The following is a 17,571-nucleotide window of genomic DNA, read 5'->3' as shown; positions in this document are numbered from 1 at the left end:
TCCCCGGTGTGAGTTTGACCATCGACATCACGGGCCTGCCCGACGAGCGGCTGCTCTTCACGCCCTCCCCGCTCGGCGAGCTGAACGCCATGCTGCACGTGCTCGCCGAGCCCGCGCACCACCCCGCGCTGCAGGGCTGGGCCGGCTGCACCGCCACCGTGATCCCGCCCGAGCTGTCCGAGCGGCTGCTGGAGGCCGACTTCCTCTGGCGCTCCTCGCGCGCCGACTTCCTCGTGCCCGGCCTGCCCGGCGCCACCCTCGCGGAGGAGCTCGACGCCGTCGACCGGATCGACGACGAGCTGTACGTCGCCGCCGCCCTCATCACCACCTGCGGCTCCTCCCGGCTCACCCGGCGGATGGGCTCCCCGCTCACCGACCCGGAGGCCAACGAGCGGGCCCGGGAACTCGCCCTCGCCCGCGGCCCCCGGCAGGCCGCCTTCGCCGACCGGCTGCTCGCCGACCCGCCGGCCGTCCGGGGCCTGGTGCGGCGGTTGCTGGAGGACTGCCGGTCCGCGTTCTTCGCCGACGCCTGGCAGCGCGTCCTGCCCGACCTCGCCGCCGACGCCCGGCGCAAGGCCGACCTGCTCGCCCGCCGCGGCCTCGCCGAGGCGCTCGCCGACGTCTCGCCCTCCGTCTCCCTCGACCAGGGCGGGGACGGCCGGCGCCGGATCGTCATCGACAAGCTCCAGGACAACGCCACCAGCGGCACCGACGCCGGCGGCGTCACCTTCATCCCCACCGCCTTCGGCCGCCCGCACCTCCTGGTGGTGCACGCGCGCGGCTGGCGGCCCGTCCTCCAGTACCCCGTCGCCGAGGCGGGCCTGCCCGAGCCCGTCTCGCTCGCCCTCGTCCAGCAGCGCCTGGAGGCGCTCGCCCACCCCGTGCGGCTGCGCCTCGCCCGCACCATGGCCCGCGGCCCGCACACCACCGGCGAACTGGCCTCGGCCTGGCAGCTCAGCGCGCCCGAGGTGTCCCGGCACCTGGCGGTCCTGCGCAGGGCCGGGCTGCTCACCACCAGGCGGCGCGGGCGGTACATGCTCTACGAGCTGGACCTGGCGGGCAGCGCCCGGCTCGGCTCGGACTTCCTGGAGGCGGTGCTGCGGTGAGCGGAGGTGCCGCGGTGGGAGGAGAACCCGAGACGCGGGGAAGCGCCGCGGTGAGCGGGAACAGTCCGCGCACCCGGCGCGTTCGTCCGGTCATGATCGACGACGCCACTCCCGAGATCCTCCGCTACGCCGCCTTCGCCACCCGCCCCGAGGGCGGCAACCCGGCCGGCGTGGTGCTCGACGCCACCGGACTGACCGACGAGCGGATGCTCGCCGTCGCCGCCGAGGTCGGGTACTCCGAGACCGCCTTCCTGACCGCCGGCCCGACCGAAGGCACCTACCGGGTGCGGTACTTCAGCCCGCTCGCCGAGGTGCCGTTCTGCGGGCACGCGACGGTCGGCTCCGCCGTCGCCCTCGCCGAGCACACCGGCCCCGGACGGTACGTCTTCGTGACCGCGGCCGGGGACGTCCCGGTCGAGGTCGAGCGCGGGGCCGACGGGCTGCTGCGCGCCACCCTCACCAGCGTCGAGCCGAAGGTCGAGGAGGTGCCGGCGGCCGACGTGGCGCAGGCGCTCGCCCTGCTCGGCTGGTCCGCCGAGGACCTCGACCCGGCCCTGCCGCCCCGCGTCGCCTACGCGGGCGCCCGGCACCTCGTCCTGCCGGTCGCCACCCGCGAGCGGCTGGCCCGGCTCGACTACGACTTCGACGGCCTCGCCGCGTACATGCGCGCCCGCGACCTGGTCACCCTGCAGCTCGCCTGGCGGGAGGCCCCCGAGGTCTTCCACGTCCGCGCCCCGTTCCCGGTCGGCGGCGTGGTCGAGGACCCGGCCACCGGCGCCGCCGCTGCCGCCTTCGGCGCGTACCTGCGGGAGCTCGGCGCGGTGACGGCCCCGGCCGTGCTGACGCTCCACCAGGGCGAGGACCTGGGCCGCCCGGGCGTCCTGCGGGTCGAGCTGCGGACGGAGGACACCCGGGTACGGGTCTCCGGCACGGCCGTGGCGATCGGCTAGCGGTTCCGGGCCTCAGGACGGCGGGGGCTGGAGCAGGACCTGCTCGCCCTCGCCCCGGGGCTCCTCGAACGTCCGCCCCGGCCGGTGCGGGCGGAAAACCGTTGGCACGGGCCCGCCCCGGTGGGCGAAGCTGCTCCGATGCAGCGAGCGAGCAACCGGACCGTGACGGTCGATCTCACCTACGGCGACGAGTACTTCGGGCAGCTGGGGCCCTTCGAGGTGGAGCTCGGCTGGTGGTCCTCCGTGGACGAGGTGGTCGCGCGGGCGGCGGCGTCGGCCGGGGTGCCGGTGCTGGTGGCGCGGCTGGTCGACGGGCGGAGCGAGGAGCCGGGCCACGGCGGGCGGGTGCGCTACCACGCCGAGGCGAGCGAGCGGCCGAGGGCGCTCGACCCCCGGCCCCCGGAAGCCGGGACGGCCGCGCTGCTCGGCCCCGCCGAGCGCCGCGCCGCCTGGGCCACGCCGGAAGGGCTGCGGTCGGCGCTGGGCTGGGCGGAGGCGGAACTCGCCGCCGTCGGCCGCCCGGCGGCCGGGCCCGTCCGGCAGATCCGGACCTGGAACCTCTCCGGCCTCTTCCGCCTCCCCACCGCGACCGGCGTGGACGCCTGGCTGAAGACCACGACGCCGGCGTTCAACGCCCACGAGGGCGAGGTCGTCGCGCTGCTCGGCGGCGTCGACCGCACGCTCGTCCCGACCGTCCTCGCCGCCGACCCCTCCGGTGGGCGGCTGCTGCTCGACCACGTCCCCGGCGAGGACTGCTGGAACCCCTCCGCCGGGACCGTCGCCGACGTCGTCCCCCGGCTCGTCGCCGCCCAGGCCGCGCTCGCCGGCCGTCCGGACGACCTGGCCGCACTGCGCGACCGCACCCCGCGCGCCCTGGCGGCCCAGCTGACGGCCCTGCTGGACCGGCTCGCGGAGGAGACCGACCTGACCCCCGAGGAGCTGGACCGCCTGGCCGGCTTCGCCGCCGACCTGCCCGGGCTGCTGGACCGACTCGCAGCCTGCGGCCTGCCGGAGACCCTGCTGCACGGCGACTTCCACCCCGGCAACTGGCGTTCCGACGGCGGGAGCACGGTGGTCGTCGACTACGCCGACTCCTGCCTCGGCCATCCGGCCCTGGACGGGCTGCGCCCCCGCGCCTACCTCGGCCCGGAGGCCTGGCAGCACCACGCCGCGGTCTGGGCGGAGGCCTGGCGGCGCCACGCCCCCGGCTCGGACCCGCGCCGGGCCCTCGAACTCGCCGAGCCGCTTTACCACTTGTCCTACGCGCTGCGCTACCAGGAGTTCCTGGACCACATCGAGCCGAGCGAACGCCCGTACCACGAGGGCGACCCGGCCGCCGAGCTGCGCGCCGTGCTGGCCTGCGGCCCGGTCTCCGGGCGGAGGTAGCCGGCCGGGGTGCGACGGCCGGGGTGCGACGGCCGACGCCGGCGCCCGGGCCCTCGGAACCGCCGGTGGTGCCCGTCGCGGTCGTCGCGGCGGGCACCACCGGGCGCGTTCACTCGGCGGGGGCGATCCGGTAGCCGCCGCGCGCCGAGTGGAGGCTGAGCGCCTCGACCGGGCAGAAGTCCACCGCCTCGGTCAGCCCGTCCGTCGGCTCCGCGCCGCCGTCCGCGTACTCGGCCAGCGGTGCGGCCAGCCCGTCGGAGCCGAGGACCAGCGAGTCGGGGGCGCTGAGCGCGCACATCCCGGAGCCGATGCAGCGGTCGCGGTCGACCCGGACGACCACCGGCTCGGTGTCCGCGCGGCCCGTCACCACTCCACCCGCAGGGAGTTCGGGCTGCGGGTGAGCAGGCCGCGCCGCCAGTCGATCCGGTCGACCGGGTCGGCCAGCCGCAGGGCGGGCAGCCGGCGGGCCAGCCGGTGCAGGGCGAGTTCCAGCTCCATCCGGGCCAGCCAGGCGCCCAGGCAGTGGTGCGGCCCGGCGCCGAAGGTGAGCATGGGGGCGGCGAGCGGGGAGAACAGCTCGGTGCGCAGGTCCCCGGTGAAGGCCTCCGGGTCGTGGTTGGCGGCGTTCGCGTCGGCGGCGACCACGCTGCCGGCCGGGATGACCACACCGCCGATCTCGACGTCCTCGACGGTGCGGCGCATCAGTCCGGGCATGTGCTCCTGGCGGTCGCCGAGCGGGACGGCGCGCAGCAGCTGCTCGGTCGCGGCGGTGGCGCTGGCCTCGTCGGAGGAGAGCCGCTGCCAGGCGTCGCGGCCGTCCTGGAGCAGGTAGACCAGGGCGTTGCCGAGGCTGGTCATGGTGGTCTCGTGGCCGGCCACGACCAGGCCGATGACCAGGACGACCAGCTGGCCCTCGGTGATCGAGCCGTCCTCGGCGGCGGCCGCGAGCAGCCCGCTGACCAGGTCCTCGCCGGGGGCGGCCCGGCGTTCGGCGATCACCTCGGCGCCGAAGGCGGCGAACTCGGTCATCGCGGTGACGATCGCCTCGGCGCTGTGCGCGGTGGTGGAGAGCGCGTGGTCGCTCCAGTGCGCGAGCCGCTTGCTGTCCAGGTTGTCCAGGCCCATCAGCCGGCTGATCACGGCGACGGGCAGCGGGCGGGAGTAGCCGGCGATGATGTCGGCGGGGGAGCCGTGGTCGATCAGCTCGTCGATCAGCGACTCGACCACCGAGGCCACCCAGGGCCGCCAGCGTTCGATCGCGCGCGGGGTGAAGGCCCGCTGCACGGTGCGGCGCAGCCGCTGGTGGTCGGTGCCGTCGATGTTCAGCATGCTCTGCGGGTCGTCGAGGATGTTCGGCGTGACCGTGATCGGCGGGGCGTCCGGCGCGTAGAGCGGGGCGCGGCCCAGGCGCGGGTCGGTCAGCACCTGGCGCACGTCGGCGTGCCGGCTGACCAGCCAGACCGGCGTGCCGGTGGGCAGCGCGGCGAGGCGGGGCGGGCCGGGTTCGAGTTGGCGCATGCAGTGCAGCGGGGGGAGCGGGGCGGTGCCGGCGCTGGTCGCACTGTTCTCGGTGGACATCCGTACTCCAGACTCCAGGGCGGTGGGCCGCGGGACGCGACCCGACGGGGGGTGAATCCGGGGATCGTGCGGGGGACGGGTGATGCGGCCGGCTGGCGGCTCGACACGGGCCGGGGTTCGGTCGGGCTCCTACGGGGTGTGGCGCGAAATGTGCGCGGGTGCACGGTCGGTGCGCACCCGGCGCGGTCGGTGCGCGGTCGCGCGCCGACGGGTGGGGCGGGTGTGCTGAGCGTGGTCGAGTGGACCGTCTCAGCTACGACCGTACGTGGGTGGCGGGGCGCCCGTCTGCGGCACTTCCAGCCAACGCCGGTGCTTTCCGGGCACTTCGGGGCGTGCTGACAGGCGCTCGGCTACGCCCGTGCGCCCCTGTTGGCAGGGCTGCGCCGGGCGGTCCCCGGGCGCTCGGCGGATACCCGGGCGGCACATGCCGCGGGGAGGGCCCGTGGGCCGGCGCGGCGGTGTCGGACACGCCGTCGGCAGGTCCGGTGAGCCGTATCACACCACGTCACACCGGATCGCCCGGGACGCTCCGCCGGAGACCGGCCGGGCGGGCGATACGCTTCGTGGGCAGTTCGTCTTGCAGTCGTGTTGTCGCAGGTCACGCCGGTGCAGAGCCGCACCGGCAGACGGAGGTGGAATCGGATGCCCCAGCAGGTCAAGGCAGTCATCGCGCGCGCCAAGGGCGCGCCCGTGGAGGTGACCACGATCGTGGTGCCGGACCCTGGCCCGGGCGAGGCGGTGGTCCGGATCCAGGCGTGCGGCGTCTGCCACACCGACCTCCACTACCGGGAGGGCGGCATCAACGACGAGTTCCCGTTCCTGCTCGGCCACGAGGCCGCGGGCATCGTGGAGTCGGTCGGCGAGGGCGTCACCGAGGTCGAGCCCGGTGACTTCGTGGTCCTCAACTGGCGTGCGGTGTGCGGCCAGTGCCGCGCGTGCAAGCGGGGCCGCTCGCAGTACTGCTTCAACACCCACAACGCGAAGCAGCGGATGACGCTGCTGGACGGCACCGAGCTGTCCCCGGCCCTGGGCATCGGCGCGTTCGCCGAGAAGACCCTGGTCGCGGCCGGCCAGTGCACCAAGGTGGACCCGGCGGCCGACCCGGCCGTCGCGGGCCTGCTGGGCTGCGGCGTGATGGCGGGCCTCGGCGCCGCGATCAACACCGGCAACGTGGGCCGGGGCGACTCGGTCGCGGTGATCGGCTGCGGCGGCGTCGGCGGCGCGGCCGTGATGGGCTCCCGGCTGGCGGGCGCGGCGAAGATCATCGCGGTGGACATCGACGACCGCAAGCTGGAGACCGCCCGCGGGCTGGGCGCCACCCACACCGTCAACTCCCGCACCACCGACCCGGTCGAGGCGATCCGCGAACTGACCGGCGGCAACGGCGCGGACGTGGTGGTCGAGGCGGTCGGCCGGCCGGAGACCTACAAGCAGGCCTTCTACGCCCGGGACCTGGCCGGCACCGTCGTCCTGGTCGGCGTGCCGACCCCGGAGATGACGCTGGAGCTCCCGCTGCTCGACGTCTTCGGCCGCGGCGGCGCGCTGAAGTCCTCCTGGTACGGCGACTGCCTGCCCTCGCGGGACTTCCCGATGCTGATCGACCTCTACCTCCAGGGCCGCCTGGACCTCGGCGCCTTCGTCACCGAGACCATCGGGCTCGACGCCGTGGAGCAGGCCTTCGAGCGCATGCACCAGGGCGACGTCCTGCGTTCGGTGGTGGTCCTGTGACCTCGGCCCGCATCGACCGGCTGGTGACCGCCGGGACCTTCGAGCTCGACGGCGGCAGCTGGGAGGTGGAGAACAACGTCTGGATCGTCGGGAACGACGAGGAGGCGGTGGTGATCGACGCCGCGCACGACGCCGGGGCCATCGAGGCCGCGCTCGGCGGGCGGCGGCTGCTGGCGATCGTCTCCACCCACGCGCACAACGACCACATCGACGCGGCCCCGGCGCTCGCCGACCGCACCGGTGCGCCGATCCTGCTGCACCCGGACGACCTTCCGCTGTGGAAGCTCACCCACCCCGAGCGGCTGCCGGACGGCGAACTGGCCGACGGGCAGCGGATCGAGGTGGCCGGCACCGAGCTGACCGTGCTGCACACCCCGGGGCACGCGCCGGGCGCGGTCTGCCTGTACGCGCCCGGGCTGGGCACCGTCTTCACCGGCGACACCCTGTTCCACGGGGGGCCGGGAGCCACCGGCCGGTCGTTCTCGCACTTCCCGACGATCGTCGACTCGATCCGCGAGCGGCTGCTGACGCTCCCGGCCGAGACCGTGGTGCGCACCGGTCACGGCGACCCGACCACCATCGGCGCCGAGGCCCCGGCCCTGCCGGAGTGGATCGCGCGCGGGCACTGACGCCCCGCCCGTACGCCCCCGGGGAACGGCCGTTCCCCGGGGGCCGTACCATCGCGATCATGGCCCATGACCCGCGCGACCTCGACGACTCCTTCCTCGCCTTCTGGCGGGAGCGGCACATCTCCACGCTGACCACCACCCGCCCGGACGGCACGCCGCACGTGGTGCCGGTGGGTGTGACGTACCAGCCGGAGACGGGCACCGCCCGGGTGATCACCAGCCGCACCAGTCGCAAGGCCCGCAACGTCGCCGAGGCCGGGCCCGGGGGCCAGCGGGTCGCGGTCTGCCAGGTGGACCGGGCCCGTTGGTCGACCCTGGAGGGGGTGGCGGTGGTCCGCGACGAGCCCGAGCAGGTCGCCGAGGCGGAGCGCCGCTACGCCGAGCGCTACCGGGAGCCGCGGGTCAACCCGGACCGGGTGGTCATCGAGATCACCGTCGACCGCGTGCTCGGCCGGGCCTGAGCGCGCCCGCCCGGGGATCCGGCCGGCGGTGCCTGGTGCCGGTGTTGCCGGTGTTGCCGTACGGGCGACGGCCGCCCCCAGCACCGGAATCTCCTGAAACGGTGGTGGATTCGTCACCGTCGGTGACGTGAATGCCGTATGAAAGCTGCGAACTTGCCTCCACAACTTCTTCCATGACGGCGCGTTGATGTGATCTGATTGGCCGCGCACGGTCAAGCGGAGGCGATGGGTATCAGTACACCCGCCTCGGCGAACTCGGGGGAACGACGCCGGGGACGCGAATTCCGCGTACCCGAATGTGAGCACTCGGGAGGGGGGGATGGATCGGTGTGCGGGAGTGCCGGACGGCATCCCGCCGTTCTCCGGTCGGACACGTGGCACCGGTGGCCCGCAGGTGCGGCCGATGGTGTGACGGCCCGGCGATAGCGGCTCGTCGACGCGTGAACAGGCGTCGGAAGGCCGGGCCCTTGTGCTGCCCATTCGCCGCCGGCAGCGGAAGCCGCTGCCCTGCCGAACCCTTCAGTGGCCGGCCCCGGATTCGGGCCGCACGCATTTCCCGGCGACCCGGCACGACGACCCCGCGGGGTCGATGACCGTGTTCTCGGTTCAGAGGTTCTGATCGCGATCCAACTGCCCTGGGGCGACCGCGGCACCACGCCGTCGCGCTCCGTCATGAGGAAGGTGCATCGAGTCATGTCTTCTGCAAGAACTGCGCCACAAGAGCTGGACTGGACCCTTGAGAAGGGCAAGCCGGCCACCCTCGTCGTCCCTCGATTCGAAGGCACCGGCGAGGCCTGCGCGTGGCTGAACGCGCTCCTGCCCGACATCCGCACCGCGCTTCAAAGGTACGGCGCGCTGTACCTGCGCGGGCTTCCGGTCGCCTCAGTCGAGGACTTCGCGCTCGTGCGGGACGTCCTCGTCCCGCAGCGGACGCCCTACCGGGAGAAGGCGACGCCGCGCAGCAGCTTCGGCAACGACGTCTACTCGTCCACCGATCTGCCGCCGGCCCAGTCGATCCGGATGCACAACGAGAACAGCTACACCCTCACGTTCCCCGGGCTGCTGATGTTCGCCTGCCTGATCGCCCCGGAGGAGGGCGGGGCGACGCCGGTCGCGGACTGCCGGGAGGTGCTGCGGAAACTGCCCGCCCCGCTCGTCGAGCGGATCCGCGCCAACGGCTGGACCCTGCACCGGAGTTACTCCGAGCACATCTCCGTGAGCTGGGAGAAGGCATTCGCGACCGAGCGCCGGGAGGACGTCGAGCAGTACTGCTCGGAGAACCTGATCTCCTGCCACTGGGACGACGAGGGGAATCTGAGGACCGCGCAGCGGCGGCCCGGAATCATCCGGCACCCGGCGACCGACGAGGAGGTCTGGTTCAATCACATGGCCTTCTGGAATTCCTGGTCATTGGACGAGGAACTCCGTGAGACGCTCGTGGACGAATTCGGCGCGGACGGCCTGCCGTTCGAAACCGGAGTGGCCGACGGGAAGCCCCTGACCCGGGACGAGCTCGACACCATCAACACCGCCTACGCCGAGGCGACGGTGCGTCAGACCTGGCAGCCCGGCGACGTCATGCTCGTCGACAACGTGCTCACGGCCCACGGCCGCGACCCGTTCCGGGGCGACCGCAAGATCGTCGTCGCCATGGGCAACCCGGTCGACCTCGACGAGTGCCGGCCCACCGTGCCGGCCGCGGCGGGCGACGGCGGTGCCGCGTGAGCATCACCGAGGAGCCCCTGGCCCCGGCGGCCCCGACCGTGACGGTCGACCCGATCGCCCGGTTCCGGCAGGCTGTCGCGTCCACCCCGGACCGGCTGGCCGTACGCGGGACCGACCGCACCCTGACCTTCGCCGAACTCGACCACGACGTACGCCGGTTGGCCGCACAGCTGGCCGAGCGCGGCCTCGGGCGCGGCGCCCGGGTGGGCGTCAGCATGCACCGCGGCGCGGACCTCGTCGTCGCCCTGCTCGCCGTGTGGCACGTCGGCGCCGCCTACGTGCCGCTGGACCCCGCCTACCCGCAGGACCGCCTCGCCCACATGGTGGCCGGCGCCGACCTGCGGACCGTCCTGGCGGAGCCCGGCAACGGGCCGACGTGGCCCACCGGCGTCGACGTCATCACCCTCGCCGACGCCCTCGCCGCGCCGACCGCGGCCCCGGACGCGCCGGCGGCGGAGACCTCCCCGGCGGACCCGGCGTACGTGATCTACACCTCCGGCTCGACCGGAACGCCGAAGGGCGTGGAGGCCACCCGGGGCGGCGTGGCCGCGCTCGCCGCCGACCTCGAAGCGGCGGGCTTCTACGCCGACCGGCCGCGCACGGTGGCCTGGAACGCGAGCATCTCCTTCGACGCCTCCGTCCAGCAGTGGGCCCGGATCTGCCGGGGCGACAGCATCGTGGTGATCGGCGAGAACGAGCGCACCGACCCGGCCGTGCTGCGCGCCCTGCTCGACGAGCACGCCGTCGACGACCTGGACCTGACGCCCTCGCACTGGGAGGTGCTGCGCGAGGCCCTCCTCGCCCCCACCGCCGACGGCCGCGTCCTGCGGCTGTTCATGGGCGGCGAGCCGGTACCGGCGGAGGTCTGGCGCGAGCTGGGCGAAGCCCGCGACGCCGGGACGGTCGAGGCGATCAACCTGTACGGCCCCACCGAGTGCACGGTGGACGCCACCGCGGCCTGGATCACCGGCGCGGGCCCGCACATCGGCCGCGCGCTGCCCGGGTTCACCGCCCACGTGCTCGACGAAGGGCTGCGCCCCGCGGCCGCCGGCGAACCTGGCGAGCTCTACCTGGCCGGGCCCTCCGTGACCATCGGCTACGTCGGCCGGCCCGCACTGACCGCTCAGCGCTTCGTCGCCGACCCGGCCGGTACCGGCCGCCGGATGTACCGCACCGGCGACCGGGTGCGGCTGCGCCCCGACGGCACCATCGACTACCTGGGCCGGGTCGACCGGCAGATCAAGATCCGCGGCTACCGGGTGGAACTCGGCGAGATCGAGGCGGCGCTCGCCGCGCACCCGGAGGTCAGGACCGCCGCCGTCGTCCTGCACGCCACCGAGACCGCCGGCGACCAACTGGTCGGCTACGTCGTCCCGGAGGGCGAGAGCGCCCCGCGCGCCCGGGAACTCCAGGAGCACCTCGGCGGCGTGCTGCCGTCGTTCATGGTCCCCTCGGCGTTCGTCACGCTCGACGCCATGCCGCTGAGCGTGAACGGCAAGGTGGACCACCGGGCCCTGCCCGCCGTGGACGAGGCCCTGTGGGCCGACGGCGAACAGGAGCCGGGGGACGAGCCGCAGGGCGAGTTCGAGACCCTGATCGCCGGCGTGTGGGCCGAGGTGCTCGGCCGCCAGCGGATCAGCCCCACCGACAACTTCTTCTCGCTGGGCGGCCATTCGCTCATCGCGCTGCGCGTCATCGGCCGGCTGAAGAAGCAGTTCGGCATCACCGTGTCCACGAAGGAGGTCTACCGGCACCCCGAACTGCGGTCGCTGGCGGAGTTCGTGGCGTCCCGTCGGACGGAGGGCAAGTGAACACCGCACAGGACACCACCGTCATCAGCATCCGGCGCCCCAAGGACGCCGCCCTGACGCTGATCTGCCTGGGCTTCTGCGGGGGCGGCACGGCCTCCTACCACCTGTGGGGCGACGCCGTGCCGGACGACATCGCCCTGTCGGCGATCTGCTACCCGGGCCGGGAGGGCAGGTTCCTGGAGGACTTCGCCACCGACTGGGAGGAACTGGCCCAGGACGCCACCGCGGCGGTGCTGTCCGCCGTCGACGGCCCCTACGTGCTCTTCGGGCACAGCATGGGCGGCTGGATGGCGTTCGACGTCGCCGCGCGGATCGAGAGCGGCGGCGGGCCGCTGCCGCGGAACCTGGTCGTCTCCTCGGCCAACGCGCCGGCCCGCGGGCTCACGCCCCGGGACATGTTCCCGTCCCAGCAGGACGACGACGACGGTCTGCTGCTCTGGATGAAGACCCACGGCCTGATGCCGGCACACGTCCTGGAGGACCCCGAACTCCAGGAGATGAGCGTCGAGCTGATGCGCGCCGACATCCGGGTTCGGGACACCTTCCGGTACACCGAGGGCGCCACCGTCAGCATGCCGGTGCAGATGCTGTCGGGCGCCGACGACGACGTCATCGAGGCGAACGCGGGCGAGCAGTGGCGCACGCTGGCGCTGGGCGAGTACCGCCACGACGTCCTCCCCGGCGGCCACTTCTACACCCCGGAGGTCTGGCGGACCCTGCCCTCCAGGATCGCCGCCCTCGATCCCCGCGAGAGGAGCCGACGATGAGAACGGACGCCACGCTGGACGTGATCGTCAGCGGCACCGAGTCGGACTCGCACACCTGGAACCTGGTCTTCCTCCAGCTCCAGCTGGAGGACTGGGGACACCGGGTGCAGAACCTCGGCCCGTGCCTGCCGGGCGGGGAACTGGCGGCGGAGTGCCGGCGCGGCGCCCCCGACCTCGTCGTGCTCAGCAGCGTCAACGGCCACGGCGAGAGCGACGGACTGTCCGCCGTCGCGGCGCTGCGCGCCGACCCGGAGCTCGCCGACACACCGATCGTCATCGGCGGGAAGCTCGGCACCGGCAAGCAGCTGCGGGCCGGTGCGGGCGGGGCCGCCGGCGGCGGGATGACGCGCCGCCTGCTGTCCGCGGGATTCTCCGCGGTCTTCCACGAGTCGTCCGGACTACCGGAGTTCGAGAGGTACGTCGCCGCCCTCAGCGCCGAGAAGGCGAGGCGGGCCGGCCGCGTCCTGGAGGAGCTCCGCGCCGCCCCGACCCCATGAACGACGGGCCGGTCAACGCGTTCGCGGACTTCGTCGGACGGTCGCACGAACAGGGCAACCTGGTGGTGCAGCCCCGGATGGGCTTCGGCGACCCGCGGGCCATGCGGGACGGGCTGATCGCCGTCAAGGGGGCCAACGCCACCACGGTCGGCACGATCACCCTGGACAGCTACACCCGGCTCGGCAAGCTCGCCGACGCCCGGCGGGCCGTCGACGAGGGCGGCGACCTCAACGGCTACCCGATCAGGACCCACCCCCCGGACACCAACCGGGGGGTGCTGGACGGCGTGCGCGAGCGCGACTTCCCGGTCCAGGTGCGGCACGGGTCGGCGAGCCCCTACGGCATCATCGCGGCCTCGCTGGAAGCGGGGCTCGACACCACCGAAGGCGGCCCGGTCTCCTACTGCCTGCCGTACGGGCGCCTCCCGCTGCGCCAGGCGGTGCGGAACTGGGAACGGTCCTGCGAGCTGATGGTCAGGGCCCGTGACCACGGCATCGAACCGCACGTCGAGACCTTCGGCGGCTGCATGCTCGGCCAGCTCTGCCCGCCCAGCCTGCTGGTGGCGATCAGCCTCCTGGAAGGCGTGTTCTTCCGCCGGCACGGGCTGCGCAGCATCTCGCTGAGCTACGCCCAGCAGACCAACGCCGAGCAGGACCGGGAGGCGGTGCTGGCCCTGCGCCGGCTCGCCGGTGCGCTGCTGCCGGACGTCGACTGGCACATCGTGATCTACAACTACATGGGGGTCTACCCCAGCACCCGCTCGGGCGCCCTGCTGCTGCTGGAGCAGGCCGCCGAACTGGCCGTCCGCACCGGAGCGGAACGGCTCATCGTCAAGACGGCGGCCGAGGCGCACCGGATCCCGACGGTCCGGGAGAACGTCGAGGCGCTGGAGATCGCGGCGCTGGCCGCCCAGAACGCGGGCGGATCGGCGCCGCCGGACACCGGCGCGGACAGCGAGGTCCTGGCGGAGGCGACCGCGCTCGTGGAGACCGTCCTCGGCCTCAACACGGACGTGGGCGCCGCCCTGGTCGAGGCGTTCAACCGGGGGCTGCTGGACGTCCCGTACTGCCTGCACCCGGACAACGCCGGGCGGGCCAGGAGCTACATCGACTCCGACGGGCGGCTGCGCTGGTCGCACACCGGCTCCCTGCCCGTACGGCCGAACGGGCGCTCCACCGGCAACCGCTCGATGAGCGCGGCGGACCTGCTCCGGGCCCTGTCCCACGTCGCGCGGTCGTTCGACGAGCGCGCCGCCACCACGCTGGACCGGCTGCCCGGGATCCCCAGCTGAACCCCCTGCCAGAACCACAGGACCAGAGAACCGAAGGAAGAGACCCCTTGACCAGCGAGTTCGAGTCTGCACGGCCCGGTGCACTGCCGGACCACCTCAAGAACCCCGTGACCCGGTCCGTGCTGCGGATCCAGAACCAGATCGTCCAGGCGGGCCGCGAACTACTCCTCGGCGAGGGGTTCGTGGAGCTGCTGCCGCCGGTCATCGGACCGGTGACGGACCCGGGCGGCCGTGGTGCCAAGCAGGTGGACGTCGACTTCTACGGCCACCGCTACAAGCTGATGACCAGCGCGATCCTCTACAAGCAGGCGTCGCTGCTCGCCTTCGACAAGGTGTTCTACGTCGCGCCGAACGTCCGGCTCGAACCGCTGGAGACCGCGAACATCGGCCGCCACCTGGCGGAGTTCCACCAGTTCGACGTGGAGATCGCCGGCGCCACGCAGGAGGACGCGATGGGCGTGGCACAGTCCATCGTGACCGCGGCGATCGAGCGCGTGGTGCGGACGATGGGCGCCGAGCTGGACCTCCTGGGCCGCGACGCGGACGCCTTCACCCCGCTGCTCACCCGCGACGCCCCGTTCGAGCGGATCAGCCACGGCGACGCGATGGCCGAGCTCGCCCGGCTGGGCCACGAGCAGAACCACGACGCCGAGATCGACTGGCAGGGGGAGGGCCTGCTCTCGCACAAGTCGGACTCGCCGTTCTTCATCATCGACTACCCCAAGGGCTCGCGCGGCTTCTACGACCGCGAGGACCCGCGGCGCCCGGAGGTCCTGCGCAACTTCGACCTCATCGCCCCCGAGGGCTTCGGCGAGCTGATCAGCGGCAGCGAGCGGGAGTTCGACTACGCGCGGATCATCGCCCGGATGCGGGAGAGCGGCGAGAACCCGGCCAAGTACGAGTGGTACCTGAAGATGGTCCGCGACGGGATCCCGGGCAGCGCCGGCTTCGGGATCGGCATCGAGCGGCTCACCCGCTACGTGGCCGGGCTGGACGCCGTCTGGCAGGCCACCCCGTTCCCGAAGATCCCCGGGGTGGTCTCGCCGTGAGCGGGGTGCTCAGCGCCCCGGGCTTCCCGGAGGCCGCGATCCGGTCGCGGGCCAGGGAGGGCGCCGCCGGGGCGTTCCCGCCGATGGACGGCTACGGCCTGACGCTGTTCGGCGCCGGCGGCACGGGCGGCGTCCCGCAGCCGGCGGCGCCCCACGGCGCGGACGTGCTGGACGCGATGCGCCTGGTCCCGCCGGTCTTCATGCCCCAGCGGCTGGAGAAGCTCACCGACCTGGCCCGCGAGCCGCTCTACGGCGACGTCGAACTCGCCACCGACATCGGCGGGTTCCGGTCGTCGCTGCCGGTGTACGTCTCGGCCTTCGGCTCCACCCAGGTGGCCTCCTCCGGGCTGGGCCTGGCGGCCAGCCGCCAGGCCGGACGCCTGGGCATCCCGCTGGTCATCGGCGAGAACGTGGTGCCGACCAACGGCTTCGCCGACGGCCCAGCCGGCAGCCTCGGGGACCGGTCCACCGGCAGCCCCGAGGGCCGGTCCGCCGACACCGCCGACACCGGCGACAGCATGCTCGCCCGGCTGCGCGCCTACGAGCAGGAACTCCCCGAGGGCATGGGTGGGCTGGCGTTCCAGCAGAGCACCGAGGACGCCGACGCCGAGGTGTGGAACCAGATCTACAGCGCCCCGGCCGCGAAAGCCCTGCTGGAGTCCGGCCGGCTGGCGTTCGAGCTGAAGGTGGGACAGGGCGCCAAGCCCGGCCTCGGCGGGATGACGGTGCTGAAACGCTCCGTGGCCGACCAGCTGGCCGACCGGTACAGCACCGACGAGAACGTCTTCGGCGGCGGGCACGACCGGGTGCTGCGGTCCAGCAGCCCGGGCACGTTCACCGCGGAGATCCTGCGTCAGCAGATCCGGTTCATGCGCAACAACTACCCGCGCGCGCGGATCTGGGTGAAACTCCCGCCCGGGCGCGACATCCGCGAGGCGGCGGCCGTGGCCCGGGAGAGCGGCGCGGACTCGGTGACCGTGGACGGCGCCGAGGGCGGCAGCGGCTGGGCGCCCAGCAGCTTCCTCGACCAGGTCGGTCTGCCGCTGGGCGAGTGCCTGCGCCGGCTGGAGCCGCGCTCCTCCTCCTCCGACTGCCTGCTGGTCTCGGGCCGGATGTGGGAGGGCGCGAGGGCCGTCAAGGCCCTGGCCCTGGGTGCCCGCGCCGTCGGACTGGGCCGGGCGGCCCTGCTCGCGGCGGACGAGGATCCGCAGGACGGAATCGCCCGGCTGGTCTCCTGCCTGGCCTTCGAACTGCGGCTGCTGATCAGCGCGCTGGGCAAGTACACGCCCGCCGCACTGGGCCCGGAGGACGTCTGGCTCCCGGGAACGGTCGGCCCGCACCTCCACCCGTAGCACGCCGGACCCCGCCCCACCGGGGCCCGGTCCCTTTGCCCACCACGAACATTCACCCGCGAAGAAGGAGCACCGCTGTGACGAATCCGTTCGAGGACGCCGACGGCCGCTACGTGGTCCTGGTCAACGACCAGAACCAGCACTCCCTGTGGCCGAACGCGATCGAGGTCCCGGCCGGCTGGGCCACGGCCTTCGGCGAGAACGACCGCCAGGCCTGCCTGGAGTACATCGAGCAGAACTGGACCGACCTGGCGCCGCGCCCGACCGCGGTCGGCTGACCCGCGGACCCGATTCCCTTTTTCCCATTCCTTTCGCACACCCGCGTACGGCCCCGGCCAGGTGACGAAGCACCCGGCCGGGGCGTCCGGTCACGCACATCGATCACCGCCGGATAGGCACCAGAGGGAGATGTCATGGCTCAGCAGAAGGAACCGACGGTCGGGCAGAAGGTCATGGCCGAGGACGGCCGCGGTCCCGGATCGGTGCAGGAGGAGATCCTGTGCGGCCTTTTCGCTGAGGTCCTCGATGTGCCGTCGGTGGGGATCGACGACAACTTCTTCGCGCTGGGCGGTCACTCCGTACTCGCGACCCGGCTGATCAGTCGCATCCGCGGCACGCTCGGCGCGGAGCTCGGCATCCGTGAACTGTTCCGGAACCCGACCGTCGCCAAGGTGGCGGAGAAGCTGAAGGACGGCCGCCCGGCGCGTCCGGCGCTGGTGGCGGGCCCGCGGCCGGAGGTGCTGCCGCTGTCGTTCGCCCAGCAGCGGCTGTGGTTCCTGGACCAGTTGGAGGGGGCGTCGGCGGCCTACAACAGTCCGTTCGCGTTCCGGCTGCACGGTGCGGTGGACGTGGAGGCTCTGCGGGCGGCGATCGGTGACGTGGTCGGCCGGCACGAGGCCCTGCGCACGGTCTACCCGGCGGTCGACGGTCAGCCCCGCCAGCTGGTGCTGCCCGCCGGCGACGTCGAGGTGCCGTTCCGGGTCGAGCCGAGCACGGTGGAGGAGGTGGCGGAACGGATCTCGGCCGAGGCGTTCGCCGCCTTCGACCTCTCGACCGAACTTCCTTTGCGGGTGGCGCTGTTCACCCTCGGCGAGGGCGAGGGCGAGTCCGTGTTGGTGCTGACCTTGCACCACATCGCGAGTGACGGTTGGTCGATGAGGCCGTTGTGGGAGGGGGTGGCGTCGGCCTATCGGGCGCGGTTGGCGGGGCTGGCGCCGGAGTGGGAGCCGTTGGCCGTTCA

Annotated in this window: 17 protein-coding genes; 15 read left to right on the top strand and 2 right to left on the bottom strand. The window is 73.6% G+C overall.

All coding sequences use genetic code 11. The features are described from left to right. The first annotated feature begins 8 nt into the window (after window positions 1-8). From ACFVGO_RS18600 to ACFVGO_RS18590, 3 genes are all read left to right on the top strand, one after another. Entirely contained in the window at window positions 9-1,106 is a 1,098-nt protein-coding gene (locus ACFVGO_RS18600) for a DUF5937 family protein (protein ID WP_359900329.1), read from the top strand. 92 nt (window positions 1,107-1,198) lie between these two features. Then, window positions 1,199-2,056, top strand: a complete 858-nt coding sequence (locus ACFVGO_RS18595) for a PhzF family phenazine biosynthesis protein (protein WP_380632900.1) — start codon at window positions 1,199-1,201, stop codon at window positions 2,054-2,056. A gap of 138 nt (window positions 2,057-2,194) precedes the next feature. Continuing rightward, a complete protein-coding gene (locus ACFVGO_RS18590; protein ID WP_380632898.1) occupies window positions 2,195-3,442 on the top strand; it encodes an aminoglycoside phosphotransferase family protein in 1,248 nt (415 codons plus the stop codon). Window positions 3,443-3,551: 109 nt separating this feature from the next. Here ACFVGO_RS18590 and ACFVGO_RS18585 read toward each other — a convergent pair whose 3' ends face one another. Both ACFVGO_RS18585 and ACFVGO_RS18580 read right to left on the bottom strand, forming a co-directional pair. Beyond that, a complete protein-coding gene (locus ACFVGO_RS18585; protein ID WP_359900334.1) occupies window positions 3,552-3,809 on the bottom strand; it encodes a ferredoxin in 258 nt (85 codons plus the stop codon). Continuing rightward, window positions 3,806-5,020, bottom strand: a complete 1,215-nt coding sequence (locus ACFVGO_RS18580; RefSeq protein ID WP_380351144.1) for a cytochrome P450 — start codon at window positions 5,018-5,020, stop codon at window positions 3,806-3,808. The genes ACFVGO_RS18585 and ACFVGO_RS18580 overlap by 4 nt, the downstream gene beginning before the upstream one ends. A gap of 642 nt (window positions 5,021-5,662) precedes the next feature. Between ACFVGO_RS18580 and ACFVGO_RS18575 the strand changes: the two genes are divergently transcribed. The 12 genes from ACFVGO_RS18575 to ACFVGO_RS18520 form a co-directional block, all read left to right on the top strand. Further along, the gene (locus ACFVGO_RS18575; protein WP_359900338.1) at window positions 5,663-6,748 is read left to right on the top strand and encodes an S-(hydroxymethyl)mycothiol dehydrogenase; all 1,086 of its coding nucleotides are present in this window, start codon (window positions 5,663-5,665) and stop codon (window positions 6,746-6,748) included. Further along, on the top strand, window positions 6,745-7,377 hold the full coding sequence (locus ACFVGO_RS18570; protein WP_380351146.1) for an MBL fold metallo-hydrolase: 633 nt from the start codon (window positions 6,745-6,747) through the stop codon (window positions 7,375-7,377). Before ACFVGO_RS18575 ends, ACFVGO_RS18570 begins: the two co-directional genes overlap by 4 nt. A gap of 59 nt (window positions 7,378-7,436) precedes the next feature. Next, entirely contained in the window at window positions 7,437-7,838 is a 402-nt protein-coding gene (locus ACFVGO_RS18565; RefSeq protein ID WP_359900341.1) for a TIGR03618 family F420-dependent PPOX class oxidoreductase, read from the top strand. A 693-nt stretch (window positions 7,839-8,531) separates the two neighbouring features. Further along, complete coding sequence (locus ACFVGO_RS18560; protein ID WP_380632894.1) at window positions 8,532-9,563, top strand: TauD/TfdA family dioxygenase; 1,032 nt, start codon at window positions 8,532-8,534, stop codon at window positions 9,561-9,563. Then, on the top strand, window positions 9,560-11,374 hold the full coding sequence (locus ACFVGO_RS18555; RefSeq protein WP_359900345.1) for a non-ribosomal peptide synthetase: 1,815 nt from the start codon (window positions 9,560-9,562) through the stop codon (window positions 11,372-11,374). The genes ACFVGO_RS18560 and ACFVGO_RS18555 overlap by 4 nt, the downstream gene beginning before the upstream one ends. Beyond that, window positions 11,371-12,141, top strand: a complete 771-nt coding sequence (locus ACFVGO_RS18550; RefSeq protein ID WP_359900347.1) for an alpha/beta fold hydrolase — start codon at window positions 11,371-11,373, stop codon at window positions 12,139-12,141. Before ACFVGO_RS18555 ends, ACFVGO_RS18550 begins: the two co-directional genes overlap by 4 nt. Further along, window positions 12,138-12,638, top strand: coding sequence for a cobalamin B12-binding domain-containing protein (locus tag ACFVGO_RS18545; RefSeq protein ID WP_380632891.1), 501 nt, complete (start codon window positions 12,138-12,140; stop codon window positions 12,636-12,638). Before ACFVGO_RS18550 ends, ACFVGO_RS18545 begins: the two co-directional genes overlap by 4 nt. Next, window positions 12,635-13,930: a methylaspartate mutase gene (locus tag ACFVGO_RS18540; protein WP_359900351.1), complete on the top strand. Its 1,296-nt coding sequence runs from the start codon at window positions 12,635-12,637 to the stop codon at window positions 13,928-13,930. Before ACFVGO_RS18545 ends, ACFVGO_RS18540 begins: the two co-directional genes overlap by 4 nt. Window positions 13,931-13,977: 47 nt before the next feature. Then, on the top strand, window positions 13,978-14,979 hold the full coding sequence (locus tag ACFVGO_RS18535) for an asparagine synthetase A (RefSeq protein ID WP_359900353.1): 1,002 nt from the start codon (window positions 13,978-13,980) through the stop codon (window positions 14,977-14,979). Further along, entirely contained in the window at window positions 14,976-16,331 is a 1,356-nt protein-coding gene (locus ACFVGO_RS18530; RefSeq protein ID WP_380351152.1) for a glutamate synthase-related protein, read from the top strand. Before ACFVGO_RS18535 ends, ACFVGO_RS18530 begins: the two co-directional genes overlap by 4 nt. A gap of 77 nt (window positions 16,332-16,408) precedes the next feature. Continuing rightward, window positions 16,409-16,609 (top strand): MbtH family protein, encoded by a 201-nt coding sequence (locus ACFVGO_RS18525; protein WP_359900357.1) that lies wholly within the window; start codon window positions 16,409-16,411, stop codon window positions 16,607-16,609. 135 nt (window positions 16,610-16,744) lie between these two features. Then, a partial coding sequence (locus ACFVGO_RS18520; RefSeq protein WP_380632886.1) for a condensation domain-containing protein occupies window positions 16,745-17,571 on the top strand: 827 nt, incomplete at its 3' end.

The organism is Kitasatospora sp. NPDC057738, from assembly GCF_042798815.1.
In the GTDB taxonomy this organism is placed as follows: Bacteria; Actinomycetota; Actinomycetes; order Streptomycetales; family Streptomycetaceae; genus Kitasatospora; species Kitasatospora lactacystinica.
Note: the sequence above shows the minus strand (reverse complement) of the source record. Positions and strands in the feature narration are given on the sequence as shown.